This is a genomic window from Dyella sp. S184, assembly GCF_009766065.1.
Classification (GTDB): Bacteria; Pseudomonadota; Gammaproteobacteria; order Xanthomonadales; family Rhodanobacteraceae; genus Rhodanobacter.
The window spans coordinates 302648-324486 of the sequence record NZ_LMUE01000003.1; the positions used below are offsets into that span (position 1 = coordinate 302648).

Consider the following 21839-nt stretch of genomic DNA (forward strand, 5'->3'; position numbering starts at 1 on the left):
GGCCAAATGGCATTCCACGGCATAGGAGATCCACCATGAAGTTTACGCGTACCCTTCTCGCCTCCGCGCTCGTCGCGTTGCTGGCGGCTTGCAGCAACGGCGCGCAGGATTCCGCGCAGGACGCCCAGAAGTCAGCTGACACCGCTCAGCAGGCTGCTGATACGGCACAGCAGGCTGCTGCATCTGCGACCGCCGCTGCTCCGGCCGCTGCTCCGGCTTCGACGGCTGCTGCTCCGGCTTCCACTGCTGCTGCTCCGGCTTCCACCGCTGCCGCACCGGCCTCCACTGCTCCCGCCAGCGCCATGGACTCGATGAAGAGTGCCGCCAGCAGCGCCGCCGACGCAGCCAGCAAGTCTGCTGAGGCTGCCAAGGACGCTGCGGCCGCTGCCGCCAAGGCCAAGGCTGCGACGTCGGGGAATTAATTCCCCTTCATCAGCAACCGAAAAACCGGCCGCCTTGTGCGGCCGGTTTTTTTTCGCCCGGTCAAATGGCTGCCGGAACGGCACTTAACGGTTTAGATGTATCACTACGGCGGCTATCATCTTCCGCCTGACCAGGCAGTAGTCATGCCCCATGAGCCCGCATTTATGAGCCAGCACTTATGAGCATTATCGTTTCACAGATCGATCCTCGCTCACCCGAATTCCAGGCCAGCAGTGCACAGTTGCGCAACGTAGCGGATGACCTGCATCGCGAATTGATCCGCAGTGCCGAAGGTGGCGGTGCCAAAGCGCGCGACAAGCACACGGCCCGTGGCAAGCTGCTGCCGCGCGAACGCATCCGCGCCCTGCTCGATCCCGGTTCGCCGTTCCTGGAGCTGTCGCCACTGGCCGCTCATGGCATGTATGACGATGCGGCGCCCGCCGCCGGCATCATCACCGGCATCGGCCGGGTCAATGGCATCGAGGTGGTGGTCGTGGCGAATGACGCCACCGTCAAGGGCGGCACCTACTTCCCGATGACGGTGAAGAAGCATCTGCGCGCGCAGGAAGTGGCGCTGGAGAACCGCCTGCCCTGCGTCTATCTGGTCGATTCCGGCGGCGCCTTTCTGCCGCTGCAGGACGAGGTATTCCCGGACAAGGAGCACTTCGGCCGGATCTTCTACAACCAGGCGCGCATGTCGTCGCAGAACATCCCGCAGATAGCCGTGGTGATGGGATCGTGCACCGCCGGCGGCGCCTACGTGCCGGCGATGAGCGATGAGACCATCATCGTGCGCGAACAGGGCACGATCTTCCTGGGTGGGCCGCCGCTGGTAAAGGCAGCCACCGGCGAAGTGGTGGATGCCGAGACCTTGGGCGGTGCCGACGTGCATACGTCCATCTCGGGCGTGGCCGACCACTACGCCGAAAATGACGCCCACGCCCTGTCGATCGCCCGTGACATCGTGGCCAGCCTCAACCGCAAGAAGGACATGCCGCTGGCCCTGCGCGCGCCGCTCGAACCGAAGTATCCGGCCGAGGAGCTGTATGGGGTGATCCCGCAGGACACCCGCCGTCCATTCGATATCCGCGAGGTGATCGCGCGCATCGTCGACGGCTCCGAGTTCCACGAATTCAAGGCACGCTACGGCAAAACCCTGGTTACCGGCTTTGCGCATATCCACGGTTATCCCGTGGGTATTGTCGCGAACAACGGCATCTTGTTCGCCGAGAGCGCGCTCAAGGGCGCGCATTTCATCGAGCTGTGCAACCAGCGCAACGTGCCGCTGGTATTCCTGCAGAACATCACCGGATTCATGGTCGGCAAGAAATACGAGCAGGCCGGCATCGCGAAGGATGGCGCGAAGATGGTCACCGCGGTGGCCTGCTCGCATGTGCCAAAGTTCACCGTGGTAATCGGCGGCAGTTTTGGCGCCGGCAACTATGCGATGTGCGGCCGCGCCTACGGCGCCCGTTTCCTGTGGATGTGGCCGAACGCGCGGATCAGCGTGATGGGCGGCGAGCAGGCCGCGTCGGTGCTCGCGACGGTCAAGCGTGACGGCCTCGAAGCCACCGGCAAGACGTGGAGCACGGAAGAGGAAGAGGCCTTCAAGGCCCCGATCCGCGAGCAATACGAACGCCAGGGCCACCCCTATTACGCCAGCGCGCGGCTATGGGACGACGGCATCATCGACCCTGTCGATACCCGCCGCGTGCTTGGGCTGGCGATCTCCGCCTCGCTCAATGCACCGATCGAGCCGCAGCGCTACGGCGTCTTCCGCATGTAAGCGGAAAACACGCAAACCGAAGACAGGGAGATTGGGAGTGATTGTTGGTATTGATCTGGGCACGACACATTCGTTGATCGGTTGTTACAGCGAGTCAGGGCCACGGCTTTTTCGCAATGCCCTTGGGGAATATCTGACGCCTTCCGCCGTCAGCATCGATGACAACGGCCACATCATCGTTGGAGAGGCTGCGCGCGACCGCCTAGTCAGCCACCCCAACCTGAGCGTGGCGTCGTTCAAGCGGTGGATGGGAACCCCGCGTGAAACTTACCTTGGCGATCGCGCCTTTCGGGCAGAGGAACTCTCCGCGCTGGTGCTGCGATCGCTGCTGGCAGATGCGGAATCCGCGCTCGGCGAAAAAGTAGACGAAGCGGTGATCAGCGTGCCCGCCTACTTCTCCAACGCCCAGCGCAATGCAACACGTGCCGCCGGCGAATTGGCCGGCATCCGGGTGGAGCGGCTGATAAATGAACCCACGGCGGCCGCGCTCGCCTATGGACTGCAGGAAAAGCCGGAGGGCAGTCGCTTTCTGGTGTTTGATCTGGGCGGTGGAACCTTCGACGTGTCGATACTGGAAATGTTCGAGGGGATCGTCGAGGTCCATGCTAGTGCCGGCGACAACTACCTCGGCGGCGAAGACTTTCTCGATCTGCTGCAGACGGCCTGCCTCACCGATCTGAAAATCCGTGCTGGCGACCTTTCACCGATCGAGCTTGCGCTGCTGCGGCGGCGGCTGGAGATCATGAAGCGCGAGTTGAGCCAGCAGGTCGAGGCCCGGATCGAGGGCAAGATCGGTTCGCATGAACTCGCTTGGACGATTGACCAGGAACGGTTCCAGCAACTGGCCGAGCCGTTGCTTCAGCGCATGCGTACCCCGTTGGAACGAGCCATGCGGGATGCACGCCTGCACCCCGATCAGCTGCAGGAAATCGTGCTGGTCGGCGGCGCCAGTCGCATGCCACTGATATCACGACTCATCGCGCGCATGTTCGGGCGGTTGCCGCTGCGCCATGTGAATCCAGATGAAGCAATTGCACTCGGCGCCTGTGTGGCCGCCGGACTGAAGAATCGCGATGCGAAGCTGGAAGAGGTCATCCTGACCGACGTCTGCCCCTATACGCTGGGTATCCAAGTGGCGCAGCGCGATGCGCGAGGTCAAACCTTGGGCGGGCTGTTTTCTCCGATCATCCAGCGCAACAGCGTGGTACCAGTGAGCCGTGAAGGCACCTATGGGCCAATGATCGAGTTTCAGCCCAAGCTGGTGCTAAAGGTCTACCAAGGCGAGAACCCGATGGTGGCGAACAACATCCTGCTGGGCGAACTGGAAATTCCACTCAATCCGAAGCTGCCGATCGCAGCGAATCAGGTCGTGGTGCGCTTCACCTATGACATCAACGGCGTACTCCAAGTAGAGGCAACGCCTCAACCGGGAGGCACCCGCTACGAGCTGCTGCTGGAGCAGAATCCGGGCACGCTCGGCGAACAGGAAATCCGTGCCCGCCTCGCCGCGTTGTCACAACTGAAGATCCATCCTCGCAGTAAACAGGAAAACGTGGCCCTGCTGGCGCGGGCCGAACGCTTGTTTGAGGAAAACCTGTCGGCGCGACAACTTCTGCAGCAATGGATCGTGCAATTCCGACAGTCGGTGGACAGCCAAGATGAGCAAGTTATCCAAGAACACCGGACCCGCTTCGGCCAAGCGCTCGATCAACTCGATGCGCAGCTGTGAACTGGGCCTTCATCCTACTGGGAGTTTCGTCTGACACCGATGTTTCCGGGGTCAAGCGGGCCTATGCACGCCTGCTGCGAAGCACGCGCCCGGACGAGGATGCGGAGGCCTTTCAGCGACTGCACACCGCCTATCAGCTGGTGCTGGCGCACGCTAATGGTCAACAGGCACGTGCCGCCAAGCCGGCCAGCGACATCTTGCCATCAACCTCCTCCGTAGCCTCCGCCAATCCTGTGCTCAACGTGGAAAGCTCCGGATCAGCCGGAAGGGCTGCGAAAATCACTCCTGCCAGTGGTACATCGACTCCATCGCCGCCGCCAGCTGCAAGCGCGGAGGCGGTGCTTGTGGCGAATCCGCAAGAATTAGCAACCCGGGTGATCCATCACGCGGTCGCCACCAATGATGAGCGCGCGCTGTCCTTCTGGCTCTCCACCCAGCCTGAGTTCTGGTCCATACGCATCAAGCAGCAAACGGGCCGGCTGCTGTTACAGCAGCTGTTTCGCGAGCCTCGGCCAATGGCGTCCACCTGCCTGGATGCGTTGCTGCAGTTTTTCGATCTGCAGCAGGTGCTCTCCGGCGTGAATCCGATCGCGCTGGCCCAACTGCGCCAGCGCCAGCTCTCGCTATGGTACGTGCTGCCGGAAAACCATCGCGCGCTCGCCCTGCGCTTGAACATTCCAACCAATGGATCACCCGATACAAAACCGGTGCAAGCCTGTCTTCGTTTATTGTGTGCGCCGCTGCGATGGCAAAGCGTGCTGTGGCCCGCCATTCGCCGTAATCAGACCGCCACGATTGCACGCTTGATCCAGGGGCTATGCGGCGGTCAGTTCGTTGATCTGCCTGCCCGGATCGACCGACAACATGCCGAGTTCTGGTATCGCGCCGCGCAGCTTGGGCAATTTTCGTGGCCACGCTTCGCCGTCGGCTCGGTACGCGCGGCGTTTCTGGCCCTGATCGTAATGGTCGGCATGGCTTCGATAACCGCATTGTCCTCGTGGTCACAAGGTTCGGCGACGCAGTGGTACGCCTCGCTGGGCATTGCAGCGATCATGGCTGCTGGGGTCTTTTCGGTGTGGTTGTCCTACGCCGCATGGATGTGGCTGGATCACTGGCAGGGCTTGCCCGAATCGGCGACGTCGGCAAACGCCTGGCTGCGCCGCGCGCTTATACCCGTGCTATGCGCAGCCAGCCTCGCCTTGGACTATCTTGCGAAAGCCCCGGTGCCGGCTGTCTGTGTCACCCTGCCGACCCTAGTGCTGGCCCTGCGGCGCTATCGCCATCGATCCCCGCCGCGTGCGGGACGCCGAAGCCTCAGGCTTGGGTCCAGCCTGCCTGGCGTGGCCTTCCTGCTGATTGTGCTGGCCAATGCTGCGTCCAGGCTGCAATTCGAGTTTTTCGATCACATCCCGCTGCTAGCCATCGCGGCGTCGGCCACCCTATGTATCTGGCTCGCGGACATGTGGCGGTATCGACACCACTTCAGAACCAGAGCGACAACCTGAGGAGCTTGTGGGCGCCGCATCGTCGCCGGTGCGCCGCGCGATGGGACGAATATCAGCCTTGTGGCAGCTCACCGCGCAGCCGCACATCGCCGGGCAGCATCTCGACACGTTCCACGCTGGCCTCACGCTGTGACTCGAAGAAGCGACCCACCTGCTGGCAAACCGCCATGGTGTTCTCACGGGCTATCGCCGAAACCAGGAACCACGGCTGGGTCCAGTTCAATTCGGCGATGATCTTCTCCGCCACTGCCGTGCGCTCGTCCTCGGCCAGCATGTCGGCCTTGTTCAGCACCAGCCAGCGCGGGCGTTCCAGCAACTCGGGGTTGAATTTCTCCAGTTCCCGTTCGATCGCACGCACCTGCTCGGCCACATCGGTGCCATCGATCGGCGCGATGTCGACCAGATGCAGCAGCAGGCTGGTACGGGCCACATGCCGCAGGAACTGGATGCCCAGCCCGGCACCGTCGGATGCACCTTCGATCAGGCCCGGAATGTCGGCGATCACGAAGCTCGAATCGGTGCCCAGGCTGACTACGCCCAGGTTCGGAACCAGGGTGGTGAACGGATAATCCGCCACCCGCGGAGTAGCCGCGGAAACCGCCCGGATGAAAGTGGACTTGCCGGCATTCGGAAAGCCGAGCAGACCGACGTCGGCCAGCAGGCGCAGCTCGAGCTTCAGCTCGCGCGCCTCACCGGGCGTACCCGGCGTGGCCTTGCGCGGCGCACGGTTCACCGAGGTCTTGAAATGGATGTTGCCCAAACCGCCCTTGCCGCCTTGCGCGACCAGCATGCGCTGGCCGTGGCCGGTGAGGTCGCCGATCATCTCATCGGTGTCGACATTGGTGACCATGGTGCCGACCGGCACGCGCACGACGGTGTCTTCGCCACCCTTGCCGTACATCTGGCTGCCCATGCCGTTCTGTCCGCGCTGCGCCTTGAAGCTGCGCTGATGGCGGAAATCGACCAGGGTATTGAGGCCTTCGTCGGCCACCAGCCATACCGAGCCACCAAAGCCACCATCACCACCATCGGGGCCACCGAACGGGATGAACTTCTCGCGGCGGAAGCTGATGCAGCCATTGCCGCCATCGCCAGCCTGGATCTTGATATTGGCTTCGTCGACGAATTTCATGGTTGGGGTCCCGCACTCTTCATATATCAGGGACAGGATAACCGGACGGCCTCCTGCACAAACGAAAAGCCCCGCCGAAGCGGGGCCTTCGCTATCGCATCGCGAAAGGCTTACGCCTGCACGACGTCGACGAAACGGCGGTTCTTGTCGCCGCGAACTGCAAACTTGACGGTACCGTCGACCAGCGCAAACAACGTGTGGTCACGACCCAAGCCCACGCCGGTACCCGGATGGAACTGGGTTCCGCGCTGACGGATGATGATGTTGCCGGCTTCGATGGCCTGGCCACCGTAGATCTTCACGCCAAGGTATTTCGGGTTCGAATCGCGACCGTTGCGGCTGGAACCTACGCCTTTTTTATGTGCCATGACTTAGTGCTCCAGTTGCTCAGGCGTTGATGCCCGTGATCTCGATTTCGGTGAAATGCTGACGGTGACCCTGCTGACGCTTGTAATGCTTGCGTCGGCGGAATTTGATGATGCGGATCTTGTCGGCACGGCCGTGCTTGCGAACGGTAGCGCTGACGGTGGCGCCTTCCACGATCGGTGCACCGACGGTGACCGACTCACCGGAACCAACCAGCAACACCTGGTCGAAGCTCACGGTGGCGCCTTCTTCGGCGGTCAACAGCTCCACGCGCAGGACATCGCCCTGCATAACGCGGTACTGCTTGCCACCGGTCTTGATGACTGCGTAACTCATCTGAATGCCCTTCTGTCGTTATTCTCTTGGGTATCGCCATGACCCAAACAGGGACTGACGAACCGCGGATTATAACGATCTTCCGAAGCCCCGGTCAAATACTGACCACATCAGCCCCCGAAATCTGGCCTGAAGGACCCGGGATCGGTGTCCCGCCCCTTTGTCCACACCCTTAGTGGGCAGGCTTCCCCAACGGCGCGGGCACGGTAGACGTTGAATTGGCCGGGCAGCGCCCATTGGCGTCCAGCGTACCCTTCTGCTGCAGATCCTTGATCATCGCCTGGCCCCGTTCGCGCCCCCACTGTTGACCGGCCTTCATGCCCTCGGCCATCGCCAGCGGCATCTGCGTGATCACCTTCTGGCCCAATGGCGACTGGTAGAACTTCAACAGACCGGCGACATCCTCGGCCGTGAAATGGCTCTGATAGATCGGCACCATACGGCTCAGCAACTGCTGGGTGCCACTGGCATCAATGAAACCCTGCCAGTACGAGGCTGGCACACAGGGCGCCGCCTGCACCATCACGCTGGTCATCTGCGCGTTCATCTGACCGAACACCTGGCTCATATGCATGACCTCGAACAGCTGGCGCACCTGCTGCTCGCTCGGTTGTGCGGCCAGCGCCTGCCCTGTCGCGCCCAACGCCAGCATCACACCTGCCGCGATCCCGATCCACTTACGCATGTCGATCTCCCTTCAAGCTCATCGGAGCACCGCCGTGATGGCCGGCAAACCGGCATTTAGCCATAGCCGCTGTCTCCAGGGAAACCGCGACCCGGATCCGCGCGCGATTTGGTGAATGAACTATCCAAACTCCTTGGTATAGTAAAGGTTCCCCCCCATATCCCGGCGTCATGGACACCATACGCATCCGCGGCGCACGCACGCACAACCTCAAGAACATCGATCTCGACCTGCCGCGCGACCGGCTGATCGTAATCACCGGGCTATCCGGCTCAGGCAAGTCCTCGCTGGCGTTCGACACGATCTACGCCGAAGGCCAGCGTCGCTATGTCGAATCCTTGTCGGCCTACGCCCGGCAGTTCCTGTCGATCATGGAGAAACCGGACGTCGACCATATCGAAGGTCTGTCGCCAGCGATCTCGATCGAGCAGAAGTCCACCTCGCACAACCCGCGTTCCACCGTGGGCACGATCACCGAGGTCTACGACTACCTGCGCCTGCTGTACGCCCGCGTGGGTACGCCACGCTGCCCCGACCACGGCATTCCGCTGGAAGCGCAGACGGTGAGCCAGATGGTCGACGCCACGCTGGCGCTGGATCCGGAAAAGCGCTTCATGCTGCTGGCCCCGGTGATCCGCGAGCGCAAGGGCGAACACGTGCAGGTGTTCGACCAGTTGCGTGCCCAGGGTTTCGTGCGGGCACGCGTCGATGGTGCGGTGTACGACCTGGACGCCGTGCCGCCACTGACCTTGCGCCAGAAGCACACCATTGAAGTGGTGATCGACCGCTTCCGTCCGCGCGATGACATCAAGCAGCGGCTGGCCGAATCATTCGAGACCGCGCTGCGGCTGGGCGACGGGTTGGTGATCCTGGTCGATATGGATGATGCGAAGGCAGCCGAGCAACTGCTGTCGTCGCGCTATTCGTGCCCGGTCTGCGACTACTCGCTCCCGGAACTGGAGCCACGCCTGTTCTCGTTCAACTCACCGGTGGGCGCCTGCCAAAGCTGCGATGGCCTCGGCGTGACCCAGGTATTCGATGCCGCGCGCGTGGTCGGCCATCCGGAGCTGCCACTGTCCGGCGGCGCAGTACGTGGCTGGGATCGCCGCAACGCCCATTATTTCCAGCTGATCTTGTCGCTGGCGGCGCATTACGGTTTCGACGTCGATACGCCGTGGCAGAAGCTTCCAGCGGACGTCCAGAAGGCCGTGCTGCATGGCAGCGGCAAGGACAAGATCGCGTTCCGCTACATCACCGAACGTGGCGGCAAGGTCACCCGCGAGCATGCGTTCGAGGGCATCCTGCCGAACCTGGAACGCCGCTACAAGGAAACCGAGTCCTCCGCAGTGCGCGAGGAGCTGGCCAAATACATCAGCGACCAGCCCTGCCCGGCCTGCGAGGGCCAGCGTCTGAACCGCTCGGCTCGCAACGTGTTCGTCGCCGATCACGCCTTGCCTTCACTTACCCACCGTTCGATCGACGATGCGCTGGCGTTCTTCGACAAATTGAAGCTCGCCGGCTGGCGCGGCGAGATCGCGGTGAAGATCGTCAAGGAGATCCGCGAACGGCTCACCTTCCTCAACGATGTCGGCCTGAATTACCTCACGCTGGACCGGCAGGCGGATTCGCTGTCCGGCGGCGAGGCGCAGCGCATCCGGCTTGCCTCGCAGATCGGCGCAGGCCTGGTCGGCGTGATGTACGTGCTGGATGAACCCTCGATCGGGCTGCACCAGCGCGACAATGAGCGCCTGCTCGGTACGCTCACGCGCCTGCGCGACCTCGGCAACACCGTGATCGTGGTCGAGCACGACGAGGATGCGATCCGCATGGCCGACCATGTACTCGATATCGGTCCAGGCGCTGGCGTGCATGGCGGCGAAATCGTCGCGCAGGGCACGGTGAAGGACATCCTCGCTGCGCCGCGTTCGATCACCGGCCAGTTCCTCTCCGGCAAGCGCGCGATCGAGGTACCGGCGAAGCGCCGCGAGCCGGTCGACGCCGATGCGTGGCTGCATCTCAAGGGCGCCAACGGCAACAACCTGAAGAACGTCGATCTGGCGATTCCGGCTGGATTGTTTACCTGTATCACCGGCGTATCAGGCTCCGGCAAATCGACCCTGGTCAATGACACCTTGTTCCGCCTCGCCGCCATCGAATTGAACGGCGCCGGCACACAGCCGGCTGCCTACAAGTCGGTCACCGGCATGGACCTGTTCGACAAGGTGGTCGACATCGACCAGTCGCCGATCGGCCGCACGCCGCGTTCCAATCCCGCCACCTATACCGGCCTGTTCACTCCACTGCGCGAAATGTATGCGCAGGTGCCGGAGGCACGTTCACGCGGCTACACGCAAGGCCGCTTCAGCTTCAACGTGCGCGGCGGCCGCTGCGAGGCTTGCGAAGGCGACGGCATGATCAAGGTGGAGATGCACTTCCTGCCCGACGTCTACGTGCCCTGCGATGTCTGCCATGGCAAGCGCTACAACCGCGAGACGCTGGAGATCCACTACAAGGGCCACACGATTGCCGACGTGCTCGACATGACGGTGGAAGACGCACTGAAACTGTTCGAGAACGTGCCGACGATTGCGCGCAAGCTCGACACGCTGCGCGCGGTAGGTCTGGACTACATCAAGCTCGGCCAGAGCGCCACCACCTTGTCCGGTGGCGAAGCGCAGCGCGTGAAGCTGTCCAAGGAGCTGTCCAAGCGCGATACCGGCCGCACCTTGTACATCCTCGACGAACCGACCACCGGCCTGCATTTCCATGACATCGAGCAGCTGCTCGACGTGCTGCACCAGCTGGTCGACCAGGGCAATACGGTGGTGGTGATCGAGCACAACCTCGACGTGATCAAGACCGCCGACTGGATCGTCGACCTCGGCCCGGAAGGTGGCGCTGGTGGTGGCCGCATCCTGGTTGCAGGTACGCCGGAAACCGTGGCTGCGCATGCCGAATCGCATACCGGTCACTTCCTCGCGCCGCACCTGAAGTCCACCGCCAAGGGCAAGGCAGCCCGTGCCGCAGGCGCCGACAAGCGCGTCAAGGCCGCAACCAAGCACATCGCCTCTGCCGACAAGTACAAGCCGATGCGCGGAAAGAAGAAAAAATCATGAGTCCACGCAAGTCCACCACTCAAGCCAAGCCTGCTGATGCCCCGGTAACGATCGAGGCCGCCGAGACCGCACTGAAAGCCGACAGCGATACCCCGCTGTTCGTCGCTTCGATCAACGTGCGCTGGCGTGACCTCGACGCGTTCAACCACGTCAACAATGCCGACTACCTCACCTACCTGGAAGAGTCGCGACTGCAATGGCTGCAGCATGTACGCGACTGGTTCAGCGAAACCTCGATGCCCGTGCTGGCCGCCAGCACGCTCAACTATCGCCAGCCGATCGCGTGGCCGGCTGCTTTGCGCGTCGAGCTGCGCTGTGGGCGGCTGGGCAACAGCTCGATGACGCTTGCCCATCGCATCGTCGATGCCGATGACAGCAGCCGCCTGTACTGCGATGGCCATGTGGTGATCGTGTGGATGAACCCGGCCACTGGCAAACCGGTACCGCTGCCTGCGGCGATCCGTGCAGCAGCCGCCGGCCACGAGGGCGACTGAACGGTCGCGGCACCGGACCCATCGGGACGAAGTGATGGAATCGACGCACGGCATTCATGCGCCGTCGCTATGATGATCAACAGCTCTTTACGATGGAGTTCGCCCGATGACCGCACCCTCTCGCACCGCCCTGGCCTTCGCCATCGCCGCTTGTGTTGTCAGCCTCGCTGGCGTACCGCCGGCCTATGCGGCCGGCGGTACCGAACTCACCCTCTACCGCAGCGACAATGCCGCGTTGTACGCCAGCAATGGGGATGGCAATGTCGACGATGGTTACGCGGTGGTGCGCGAGCAGCGGGCGCTGGACCTCGCTGCTGGCATCCACGATGTGGTGCTGGGCGATCTCCCGATCTTTCTCGATCCCGAAGCACTCGCGCTGGGCTTCCCCAACGGAGATGCCAAGATCATTTCGCAGCGCTTGCTGCTGGCGCAGGGACAGAATGCGGCGTTGACCGGACTGGTTGGCCACACGGTGGATGTACTCGGCGACAGCGGCCAGCCGCTGGCCAGCGGCACCTTGCTGCGTGCCGGCGATGGCCTGCTGGTACGCGGCCGCGACGGCAACACCACGCTGGTGCGCAACTTTGCTGCCGTGCATACCACTGGCGGTGATTTCCCGACCGGCTCCAGCCTGAGTCTGCGCGTGGATGCTGTCCACGCCGGCCACACCAGCGCCGTACTCAGCTACCCCACCTCCGGCCTTGGCTGGCGCGCGGCCTATGTGGCAACGCTGCAGCCGGGTACAGGCTGCCACATACAGTTCGAATCACGCGCCAGCATCGCCAACCGCAGCGGCCGCGACTGGCACGATACGCAACTCACCCTGATCGCCGGCGAGCCGAACATGGCGAAGGCGTCGGCACCACGTCCGATGATGGCGACGGCGCGCAGTTTCAGTGCCAAGGCCGGGAATGCCGACATGCCGCAACAGGACAGCATCGGCGACTACCGCAGCTACGCCCTGCCCGCCTTGGTCGACCTGCCCGACGGCAGCGTCAGCCAGGTGCCGCTGTACGCCACCCGCACACTGGACTGCGAACGCACCGCGTTGTACGAGAACGGCAACAGCTTCCAGCCGCAGCAACCGATCCTCAGCCGGGATTTCAACCAGGAAGGTGGGAGTGCCATCGTCAGCACCCTGAAACTGCAGGCATTCGACAGCCTGCCGGCCGGTTATCTGCGCGTACTGACTGCTGACAAGAACGGCACGCCGCAATTCATTGGCGAGGGCCGTATCAACGACACCCCGAAAGGCAGCGACGCCACCATCACGCTGGGTACGGCCTTCGACTTGCGCGCGGAGCGCACGCGCACCGCCTTCAGCACGGACCAGGCTGGCCGCACGCTGGATGAGGCGTTCCGCATCATCCTCAGCAACGCCAGTGACAGCGCGCGCACGGTGACCGTGCGCGAGCATCCCAGCCGCTGGCGGCAGTGGGTGCTGGTATCGTCCAGCAACAAGGCCAGCCAGCAGACACCGGACACGCTGGAGTTCCGCGTCGAGGTGCCAGCCAACGGCAAAGCCACGCTGAACTATGCGCTGCGTTACAGCTGGACCGCCAACGAAACTCCCCAACCGTAAATCACCGAGCCGGAGTACCCCATGCTCAACCTGACCACCCACGACAACATCCGCGAAATCCAGCTGGCCCGGCCGCCGGTCAATGCGCTGAATCTGGAGCTGGTGCGCGCACTACGCTCCGCCATTGATGACAGCGTGCGCGACGGCATGCACGGTATTGTGCTGTCCGGTGCGCAGGGTCTGTTCTCTGCCGGCGTCGATGTGCCGGCCCTGCTCGGCCGCGATCGCGACGGCGTGCGCGAATACTGGCGCGAGTTCTTCGCGCTGTGCGCCACCCTGGCGCGTGCGCCGATTCCGCTGGTGGCGGCGATCACCGGCCACAGCCCGGCCGGTGGTGCGGTGCTGGCACTGTTCTGCGATTACCGGGTGATGGCCGAAGGCCCGTACCGGATCGGCCTGAACGAGGTGCAGGTAGGCCTGATCGTGCCCGAAGCCATCCAGCTGGCGCTGCGCCGGGTGGTGGGTACCTATCGCGCCGAACGACTGCTGGTTGCCGGCTCGATGATCGAAGCGGCCGAGGCACTCGCCTGTGGCTTCGTCGATGAACTCACCGGTGTCGACCAAGTCACCACGCGCGCCCTGCGCTGGCTGGGTGAACTGCTCGCACTGCCATCGCATGCGATGCTCGCCACCCGCACCCTGGCGCGTGCCGATCTCGCCGCCGCCTACGCCAATCCGGACGTATTACCGCTGGACGATTTCGTCGAGGCGTTCTTCCACCCGCAGACGCAGGCTGTGCTGCAACAGTTGGTGGCGCGGCTCAAGGAAAAGAAGTGAGTGGAGAGAAGTGAGAAATGAGAGGTGGCTCTGCCACTCTTTTCTCAATCCTCCACACTCACTCCCCGCCTCTGGCCACCGGCCGCACCGGGTCGCTGACCCAGCCACTCCACGACGGCGCGTATAGCCGCGAACCATGCAGCCCAGCATGCTCCATCGCCAGCAGGTTGTGGCAGGCGGTGACGCCGGAACCGCACATGTGCACCACCTGCGATGGTGCAGTCGAACCCAGCACCGTGACGAACTCGTCGTGCAGTTGCGTGGCCGCCTTGAAGCGGCCATCGCTACTCAGATTATCGGTGAACGGCCGGTTCAATGCCCCGGGTACATGGCCAGCGACCCGATCCAGCGGCTCGATATCACCGCGATAGCGTGGCGTCGCACGCGCATCCAGCAACTGGCCTGCTGCGCCATGCAGCAATGCGACATGATCCAGCAGTACCTGATTCGTGTCGTAATGCAGGGCCACCTCGCTGGCTGGCCGCATGGCTGGCTCGCCGGACTCGACTGGCAAGCCTGCTGCCAGCCACGCGGCATAGCCACCATCCAGCACCGCCACTTGCTGTACACCCACCAGCCGCAGCAACCACCACAGCCGTGCAGCGGCCAGCGCGCCACTGCCCGCGTCATAGCTCACCACCTGCATGCCCAGCCGCCAGCCCCAACGCGACAGCAACGCGTTGAACGCCGGCTCCAGCGGCAGCGGATGCCGTCCCATACCTTCGGCCTGACGCGATAGATCAGACAGGTCGCGGTCGAGGCTGGCGTACAACGCGCCGGGGATATGGCCGTCCAGATACTCGCGCGCACCCTTGCCGGGATCGGCCAGGTCGAAGCGGCAATCGACGATCAGTACATCATCCGGCGGCAACGCAGCGAGTTCCACCGCGTCGATCAAGGTGGTTTTCAGGCTCATGTCCGTCCCATCCTCTGCAACAGGTTGAACAGCATCGCGGCGGTGGCGCCCCAGATGCGGTGGCCACCGTGGATAAACTCGACCATCGGTCGATGGTGGCCGCGAAATTCCATCGTATAGCGACGCAGGTTGGCCGGCTCCAGGAAGAACGCCAGCGGCACCTCAAACACCTCGGCCACTTCACCCGGCGCCGGATATAGCTGTGCCTCGACGGCAATCCGAGCCACCACCGGTGTGATGCAATAGCCGCTGATCGTCTCGAAACAATCCAGGTAACCCAGCGGCGTCACCAGCGTACGATCGAGGCCGATTTCCTCCTCGCTCTCGCGCAACGCCGTGGTCAGTGCATCACCACCATCGGCGGGGTCGCTGCGCCCACCGGGAAACGCTACCTGGCCGGCGTGCGACTGCAGGTGATCGGTCCGCACAGTGAGTACCAGCCTGGGCTGTACACCTTCGCGCAAGCCAACCAGCACGGCGGCCGGCTGGCGCTGCGTGTTGCCGAGCAGTTCGGCCATGTCGGCATGGTTCCAGCCCGGCGCCGTCGGTGGCGCCGATAACGGATGGAGCGCCTTGATGAGCGCCTCCATCATGACAATTCGCGGGCGGGCAGGACCACCTGCATGACATAGTGCCGCTCGGCATCGCTCATCACGCGCCAGCGACCGATTTCCTCGCCTGTGCGCCAGCAGCCCACGCAATAGCCACGCTCATCCAGCCGGCAGATGCCGATGCAGGGAGTGAGTGGAGGGCTTTCGGCAGGGCTCGGATCGTTCGGCATGCCCTGCCATGTTACCACCGCAGGATTCAGGGCCTGGCCGAATCAGGGCTTGATCTCGAGCAGCTGGATCTCGAATACCAGCGCCTCGTTCGGCCCGATCCGCGGCAATGCGCCTTCCTCGCCATAGGCAAGCTGCGGCGGAATCACCACCTTCCAGCGATCACCCACATGCATGCGCGGAATCACGTCCTGCCAGCCACGGATGACCCCGTTGACCGCGAAGCTCACCGGCGCACCATGCGCCCAGGTGCTGTCAAACTCGGTGCCGTCGACCAGCATGCCGCGATAATTCACCGTGACCGTGCTGGTCACGCTCGGACTGGCCGTGCCCTTGCCCTTGCTCAGCACCGCGTACTGGATGCCCGAGGGTAGTTGCACCACGCCCGGCTGTTGTCCGTTGTGCGCCATGAAGTCGGCGCTCTTGCGTGCATTGGCGGTGGCGATCCGCTTGAATTCAGCCAGCGCATCGGCATGCATCTGCCGTTCGAGGCTGTGCAGCTGCTGACGCATTTCCTGCATCGACACCGTGGGGTTCCGCTTGGCATAGGCATCCTGGATCGCCCGCAACAGCACGGAAACATCCACATCCGGCCGGCCATCGGCAAACTGGCTGCCGATCTGGTAACCGATGGCATACGACAGCTTGGCTTTGTCCAGCTTCACCGGCGCATCGGCAGCCAGCGCGCGATTCTGCGCGTGCACGACGCCGCCCAGCAGCAACATGCCGAGTAGCACGCAACGCAGATGTGTCATGCCTATCTCCATCGAGCCTTTCTCTATCGCGACTGTCGATCCAGACGGTCCATCCTAAGCGGTTCGCCGGATTCGTGCAGCGGTAGCTGCTCCGGGCTTGAGAAACCCGCCAGCGGCAAAGGTTCCCGCTGCTACCATCGCGTCCTTGCATCCATCGGGAGCCGTTCATGGCCTATCGCAACCTGGAAACCAGCAACCGCGGCGCGGTGCGCACCATTACGGTCAACCGTCCGGACAAGCTCAACGCGCTGAACCGCGACACACTCAATGAACTGACCCTCGCCTTTGCGCAGGCCGCGCAGGACGATGCCGTACGGGTGGTGGTACTGGCCGGTGCCGGTGAGAAGGCGTTCGTCGCCGGTGCCGACATTGCCGAAATGAATGGCTACACGCCGGTACAGGCGCAGGGTTTCTCACGTACCGGCCAGCGCCTGATGAGCTCGATCGAGCGCCTCGGCAAACCGGTGATCGCGCGCATCCAGGGCTTTGCCCTCGGCGGCGGCATGGAGCTGGCGATGGCCTGCCACCTGCGCGTGGCCAGCGAAAAGGCCAAGTTCGGCCAGCCCGAGATCAATCTCGGTCTGATTCCCGGTTTCGGCGGTACCCAGCGCCTGCTGCGCCTGGCCGGTCGCGGTGCAGCGCTGGAGCTGTGCCTCACCGGCGCCGTGATCAATGCACAACGTGCTTACGAATTGGGTGTCGTCACCCGCGTGGTCGCGCCCGAGGCACTGGACGAGGCGGTGAACACCCTGGCCGGCCAGCTTGCGGCCGCCGCACCGCTGGCCGCTGCCGGCATCCTCGATGCCGTGCTGCAAGGTGGCGAAACCGGCATCGATCAGGGCTTGGAGTTCGAGACCCAAGGCTTTGCGCTGGCCTTCTCCACCGAGGACATGCGCGAAGGCACCACGGCGTTTCTGGAAAAGCGCAAGGCAGAGTTCAAGGGACGCTGAACCTGCCTGAGCCAGCTCTGCATATCTGACCTGATCACCGCATCCTGCAGCGATCAGTGTTCCCCGCGATACTTCTTCTCGCCCGCTGTGATACGCAAGTCGAGCCGGTTCTCCGGCGGCGCCAACGGACAGGTGGCGAACGGCGTGAACGCGCATGGCGGGTTGTAGGCCTCGTTGAAATCAAGGATCACCTTGCCGTCCTTCGGCAACGCCGCGTAAAGGAAGCGCGCAGCACCGTAGGTCTCCTTGCCGGAAGTGCGATCGGCGATCACGAAGAACAGATCGCCACCTGGCTCTTCCTGATACGGCAGCAGCTCGTAGGTGTGGCCGTCGTGCTGGAACACTGCCTTCCCCGGTACGTCAACCTTGTCGATCGTGCCGATCACCGACCCGATCTCCAGCTTGTGCGGTGGGTCGAACGGCACCCAGGTCGCCACGATGTGCCAGGAGGGATCGATCGGAAAATAGTCGATGCCGAGAAAATTTTTCCGCGTGACCGCATCGCTGTCCTTCACGCGCAGTGCCTTGCGGCCATCGCGATCAATCACGTAGAAGTTCGCCGCGCCGAAACTCACCAGGGTTGGCGACGCCTCACCGGTGACGTGCCCATCGTCGATCAGCGTCGCTTCGGTCACTGCTTTGCCGTCGATCGTGGCCGTACTGCCCTTGGCCAGCACGATATGCAAGGAACCACCCTTCGCCAACGTCACCGTGCCGAGATGTGCCGGCCCCGCCTTCAGCACGATGTCGTTGTCGGCCGCGCTGCCGATCCGGTTGTCGCCCTCTTTCAGCCATTCCAGGCCGATCAGGGTCAGCCAGCCATCCGGCGCGGTGAGCCGTTGCACTCGGCCATTGCGCCATTGGTGGATCTGCTGTTCGTAAGATGCCGTGGGGGCTGGCGTAGGTGTATCGGCGTGCACGGCTACAACTCCGGAAAACAGGGCAAGGGCAACAATGGCATGACGCAACATGGGCAGCGATCCGCGCGAGGCAGGAACCCGAGTATGGCCGTCCGTTTGCACACAGGGCAAGCCGCGTCGTCAGCGGCCACGCATGAACAGCTTGTCGAGTTCGGCCACGCTCAGCTGAACCCAGGTCGGTCGACCATGGTTGCATTGTCCGGAGCGTTCGGTTGCCTCCATCTCGCGCAGCAAGGCATTCATTTCGGGAATGGTCAGGCGTCGTCCGGCGCGCACCGAACCGTGGCAGGCCATGGTCGACAGCAGCTCGTTCTCCAGCTCCTGCAGGCGCCGTGAACTGCCATGCTGGGCCAGCTCGGACAGCACGTCACGACTGAGCTGACCGACATCCGCACCTTCCAGCAGCGCCGGAATGCGTCGCACCACGATCGTCGCCGGGCCGCTGCGTGACAGCTCCAGGCCCCACTCGGCCAGCGCCTCCGCATGCTCCTCCGCCGCGGCCGCCTCCTTCGCACTGACCGCGACACTGAGCGGCACCAACAACATCTGCGAACGCAGGTTGCTGCCAACCCGACCTGATTTCAGTTTTTCGTAGGTGATCCGCTCATGCGCCGCATGCATGTCCACCAGCACCAGGCCATGCGCATTCTCGGCCAGCACGAAGATGCTTTTCAGCTGGGCGATCGCGAATCCGAGCGGCGGCGTTTCGCCCTCTTCCATCGCCGGCATCGGCACATGCGCAACCGATGGCGCTGACGACTCACCGAACAATGCGGCGTATCCCGCCAATGGTGCATCGCGCACACCCAGGCTAAGCCGGTTCTGGCTGAACTGGCTCGGCCATGCCGATGCGCTGGATGGAGAAGATGCGGGCACCGCATACGACTCGCCCGAAACAGACATCGGCGCCGTCGTCGGCAACGTATTCAGTCCTGCCCGCGTCTGCGCCAGTGCCTCGTGCAGGGTGCGGAACAGGAAATCATGTACCAGCCGCTGTTCACGGAAACGCACTTCGTGCTTGGCTGGATGCACGTTCACATCCACACCGGCCGGATCGAGTTCCAGATACAGCACGAACGCGGCATGACGGCCGTGGAACAACACATCGGCATACGCCTGGCGCACCGCGTGGGCAACGATGCGATCGCGCACCAGCCGGCCGTTGACGTAGAAATACTGCGAGTCAGCCTGCGCACGCGAAGCCGTCGGCAGACCGACCCAGCCAGACAGGCGCAGGCCAGCCATGGCGTGATCGATGCGCAGGCTTTGTGCCGGGAATTCCTCGCCGAGCACCTCGGCCACCCGCTGCAGTGCAGCCTGTTCGTCGCGTGCGGCTTTCCACACGCGTACTGGCTTGCCGTTATGGCTGAGCCGGAATTCCACCGAATCACGCGCCAGCGCCAGCGATTTAAGCAGGTCGTCGATATGCGCGAACTCGGTGCGCTCCGCGCGCATGAATTTCCGCCGCGCTGGCACGTTGTAGAACAGGTCGTGCACTTCCACGCTGGTGCCCTGCGGATGCTGCGCCGGGCGCGCTGCCTGCAGCTTGCCGCCATCGACCTCGATACGGAATGCGCCTTCTTCGCCGCGCACGCGTGAGGTCAGCGCAAAGCGCGATACCGACGATACCGAAGCCAGTGCCTCGCCGCGAAAACCCATGCTGGCGACGTGTTCCAGGTCGTCGAAACTGCCGATCTTGCTGGTCGCGTGTGAGGCCACGGCCAGTGGCAGCTCGTCCAGATGGATGCCGCCGCCATCGTCGCGCACGCGGATCAGCCGCGCGCCGCCAGCCTCGATATCCACTTCGATGCGGCTGGCGCCAGCGTCCAGGCTGTTTTCGACCAGTTCCTTGACCACCGAGGACGGGCGTTCAATGACTTCGCCAGCGGCGATCTGATTGATGAGTTCGGGGGGCAACAAGCGGATGACAGGCATCCGCCAAGCTTAAGCGACGCGCACCCGGCATGAAAGCTACGCGATGCGTGGAACCCGACTCAGCTGGTCGGAATGGTCAGCACCGTGCCAGCCCGCACCGTGTCGGCGTTGATCCGGTTGGCGCTCTTCAGCGCATCGACACTGATGCCGTATTGCCGCGCGATACTGCGCAGGCTTTCGCCCGGACCAACCCGATGCAGGTCGCTGATGCCGCCATCGGCACGGGACGATGCATTGCTGGCCAGTGTCGCCGCAGTGCCGTCGTTGGCGCTGGCGGATTTGGCCGAGGCCAGCTCCGTGGCCGAACCATTGCGGCGCGTTGCCTGCACCGCAAACCAGGTACCCGGCGGCGGCGTGGATTCGAAATAATTCTTCACGCCGCCCATGATCGCTTCGGCGAGCTGATCCTGGTGCCCCGGATCGCGCAGCTTGCGCTCTTCATCCGGGTTGCTGATGAAGGCGGTCTCGACCAGGATCGACGGCACGTCTGGTGAGCGCAGCACCACGAAGTTGGCATTCTCGACATAGCCGCGGTGGGTCGGGCCGAGTTGCCCCAGTGCCTTTAGTACATTGTCGGCGACTACATGGCTGGCCTGCATCGCCCAACCCTGCTGCATGTCCAGCAGCACCGAAGCCAGACTGTCGTTCTCGGAAGCCAGCGAGACACCACCGATCAGATCCGAACTGTTTTCCTTGTCCGCCAGCATGCGTGCCGCCACCGAACTCTTGCCGCGCGAGGACAACACCCATACCGACGAGCCCTGAGCATCGTCGCTGGTGTAGGAGTCCGCATGGATCGCCACAAACAGATCAGCATTGTTCTCGCGAGCAATCTGATAGCGCCGCTCGAGCGGGATGAAGTAATCGCCATCACGAGTCAGCACTGCTTTCATGCCCGGCTGACGGTTGATCTGCGCGGCCAGATCGCGCGCGACGGCCAGTGTGACGTTCTTCTCCAGTGTGCCATCGGGGCCATGTGCACCCTGATCCTTGCCGCCATGACCAGCGTCAATACATACGACGACACTGCGCTGACCACCCAGCAACGCCGCCGCCTGTTCCGTGGCTACCCGGCTGCTATGCGAGAAACTGCCACGCCGCTGCGGCTCCACCACCGCGACGCTGCTCGAAACGTCCTGCTGAACGACTGGCTCCACGGCTGGCGTGACCGCCTCAGGCGCTGGCTGTGTCATCGCCGCGGGCTTTGTCATGGCGACGGACTTCGTGGCGCTGCCATCGCCCGGATAGAGATCGAGTACCAGCCGGTAATCCGTGCCACTGATCGGCTTCAGTACGAAGGTTTTCAGGCGACTCGCCGGGTCGACCTTGGTGGTCAGCTGGAGACCGGCACCCTTGCGGGCGTGAGTCATGCCGCGGAACAGCCCCTGGGCAGTCGGATCAGAAAAAGCAGCAGTGGCCTGACTGTCGGGCAAGTCCACCACGATCTGGCCGCCGGTCTGGCTGATTGTATATTGCAGCGGGCCGGCAACATCCAGCACCACGCGGGTGTACTCGGGGCCGGCCCAGACACGGGCACCCTTCAGATCCGCGGCACGCGCCGCAGACAAAGGTACGGCCGCCAGAATCGCAACGGCGGCCCATCCACCCAAGTTGTTCAGGTAAGCCCTCATGCGCCGCATTGAAGCGCAGTCA

General features: G+C 63.5%; 18 protein-coding genes and 1 pseudogene. 9 read left to right on the forward strand and 10 right to left on the reverse strand.

Annotated elements, in window-relative coordinates; all coding sequences use genetic code 11:
- Positions 1-35: 35 nt before the first annotated feature.
- From GSQ75_RS08905 to GSQ75_RS08920, 4 genes are all read left to right on the forward strand, one after another.
- On the forward strand, positions 36-422 hold the full coding sequence (locus GSQ75_RS08905; protein WP_158754201.1) for a hypothetical protein: 387 nt from the start codon (positions 36-38) through the stop codon (positions 420-422).
- 179 nt (positions 423-601) lie between these two features.
- The gene (locus tag GSQ75_RS08910) at positions 602-2209 is read left to right on the forward strand and encodes a carboxyl transferase domain-containing protein (protein ID WP_158754202.1); all 1608 of its coding nucleotides are present in this window, start codon (positions 602-604) and stop codon (positions 2207-2209) included.
- 37 nt (positions 2210-2246) lie between these two features.
- Entirely contained in the window at positions 2247-3938 is a 1692-nt protein-coding gene (locus GSQ75_RS08915) for a molecular chaperone HscC (RefSeq protein ID WP_158754203.1), read from the forward strand.
- Positions 3935-5443, forward strand: coding sequence for a J domain-containing protein (locus GSQ75_RS08920; protein WP_158754204.1), 1509 nt, complete (start codon positions 3935-3937; stop codon positions 5441-5443). The genes GSQ75_RS08915 and GSQ75_RS08920 overlap by 4 nt, the downstream gene beginning before the upstream one ends.
- A 52-nt stretch (positions 5444-5495) precedes the next feature.
- Here the strand turns inward: GSQ75_RS08920 and cgtA are convergent, their stop codons facing one another.
- From cgtA to GSQ75_RS08940, 4 genes are all read right to left on the reverse strand, one after another.
- Entirely contained in the window at positions 5496-6575 is a 1080-nt protein-coding gene (gene cgtA, locus GSQ75_RS08925; protein ID WP_158754205.1) for an Obg family GTPase CgtA, read from the reverse strand.
- 110 nt (positions 6576-6685) lie between these two features.
- Complete coding sequence (gene rpmA, locus GSQ75_RS08930) at positions 6686-6943, reverse strand: 50S ribosomal protein L27 (RefSeq protein ID WP_077516482.1); 258 nt, start codon at positions 6941-6943, stop codon at positions 6686-6688.
- Positions 6944-6962: 19 nt separating this feature from the next.
- Entirely contained in the window at positions 6963-7277 is a 315-nt protein-coding gene (gene rplU / locus GSQ75_RS08935; RefSeq protein WP_158754206.1) for a 50S ribosomal protein L21, read from the reverse strand.
- Positions 7278-7449: 172 nt separating this feature from the next.
- Positions 7450-7962, reverse strand: coding sequence for a DUF2059 domain-containing protein (locus GSQ75_RS08940; protein ID WP_158754207.1), 513 nt, complete (start codon positions 7960-7962; stop codon positions 7450-7452).
- 170 nt (positions 7963-8132) lie between these two features.
- Here GSQ75_RS08940 and uvrA point away from each other — a divergent pair, with 170 nt between their 5' ends.
- The 4 genes from uvrA to GSQ75_RS08960 all read left to right on the forward strand — a co-directional run bounded on the left by uvrA (position 8133) and on the right by GSQ75_RS08960 (position 13931).
- Positions 8133-11078, forward strand: coding sequence for an excinuclease ABC subunit UvrA (gene uvrA / locus GSQ75_RS08945; RefSeq protein WP_158754208.1), 2946 nt, complete (start codon positions 8133-8135; stop codon positions 11076-11078).
- Positions 11075-11572, forward strand: coding sequence for a thioesterase family protein (locus GSQ75_RS08950; protein ID WP_158754209.1), 498 nt, complete (start codon positions 11075-11077; stop codon positions 11570-11572). Before uvrA ends, GSQ75_RS08950 begins: the two co-directional genes overlap by 4 nt.
- Before the next feature lie 106 nt (positions 11573-11678).
- Positions 11679-13154, forward strand: coding sequence for a DUF4139 domain-containing protein (locus tag GSQ75_RS08955; protein ID WP_158754210.1), 1476 nt, complete (start codon positions 11679-11681; stop codon positions 13152-13154).
- 21 nt (positions 13155-13175) lie between these two features.
- Positions 13176-13931 carry an enoyl-CoA hydratase/isomerase family protein gene (locus tag GSQ75_RS08960; protein WP_158754211.1) on the forward strand — a complete coding sequence of 252 codons (756 nt, stop codon included), beginning with the start codon at positions 13176-13178 and terminating at the stop codon, positions 13929-13931.
- Between the two features lie 58 nt (positions 13932-13989).
- Here the strand turns inward: GSQ75_RS08960 and GSQ75_RS08965 are convergent, their stop codons facing one another.
- The 3 genes and pseudogenes from GSQ75_RS08965 to GSQ75_RS08980 form a co-directional block, all read right to left on the reverse strand.
- Positions 13990-14847, reverse strand: a complete 858-nt coding sequence (locus tag GSQ75_RS08965) for a sulfurtransferase (protein ID WP_158754212.1) — start codon at positions 14845-14847, stop codon at positions 13990-13992.
- Positions 14844-15628, reverse strand: a pseudogene (locus GSQ75_RS08970) (DUF1289 domain-containing protein). The gene GSQ75_RS08965 and the pseudogene GSQ75_RS08970 overlap by 4 nt, the downstream one beginning before the upstream one ends.
- A 42-nt stretch (positions 15629-15670) precedes the next feature.
- Complete coding sequence (locus GSQ75_RS08980) at positions 15671-16381, reverse strand: FKBP-type peptidyl-prolyl cis-trans isomerase (RefSeq protein ID WP_174236706.1); 711 nt, start codon at positions 16379-16381, stop codon at positions 15671-15673.
- A gap of 167 nt (positions 16382-16548) precedes the next feature.
- Here GSQ75_RS08980 and GSQ75_RS08985 point away from each other — a divergent pair, with 167 nt between their 5' ends.
- Positions 16549-17331, forward strand: coding sequence for an enoyl-CoA hydratase-related protein (locus GSQ75_RS08985; protein ID WP_158754216.1), 783 nt, complete (start codon positions 16549-16551; stop codon positions 17329-17331).
- Between the two features lie 53 nt (positions 17332-17384).
- Here the strand turns inward: GSQ75_RS08985 and GSQ75_RS08990 are convergent, their stop codons facing one another.
- From GSQ75_RS08990 to GSQ75_RS09000, 3 genes are all read right to left on the reverse strand, one after another.
- Positions 17385-18302, reverse strand: a complete 918-nt coding sequence (locus GSQ75_RS08990) for a DUF1684 domain-containing protein (protein ID WP_158754217.1) — start codon at positions 18300-18302, stop codon at positions 17385-17387.
- A gap of 69 nt (positions 18303-18371) precedes the next feature.
- Entirely contained in the window at positions 18372-20186 is a 1815-nt protein-coding gene (gene mutL / locus GSQ75_RS08995) for a DNA mismatch repair endonuclease MutL (protein ID WP_158754218.1), read from the reverse strand.
- A gap of 59 nt (positions 20187-20245) precedes the next feature.
- Complete coding sequence (locus GSQ75_RS09000) at positions 20246-21817, reverse strand: N-acetylmuramoyl-L-alanine amidase (RefSeq protein ID WP_158754219.1); 1572 nt, start codon at positions 21815-21817, stop codon at positions 20246-20248.
- Positions 21818-21839: the final 22 nt, after the last annotated feature.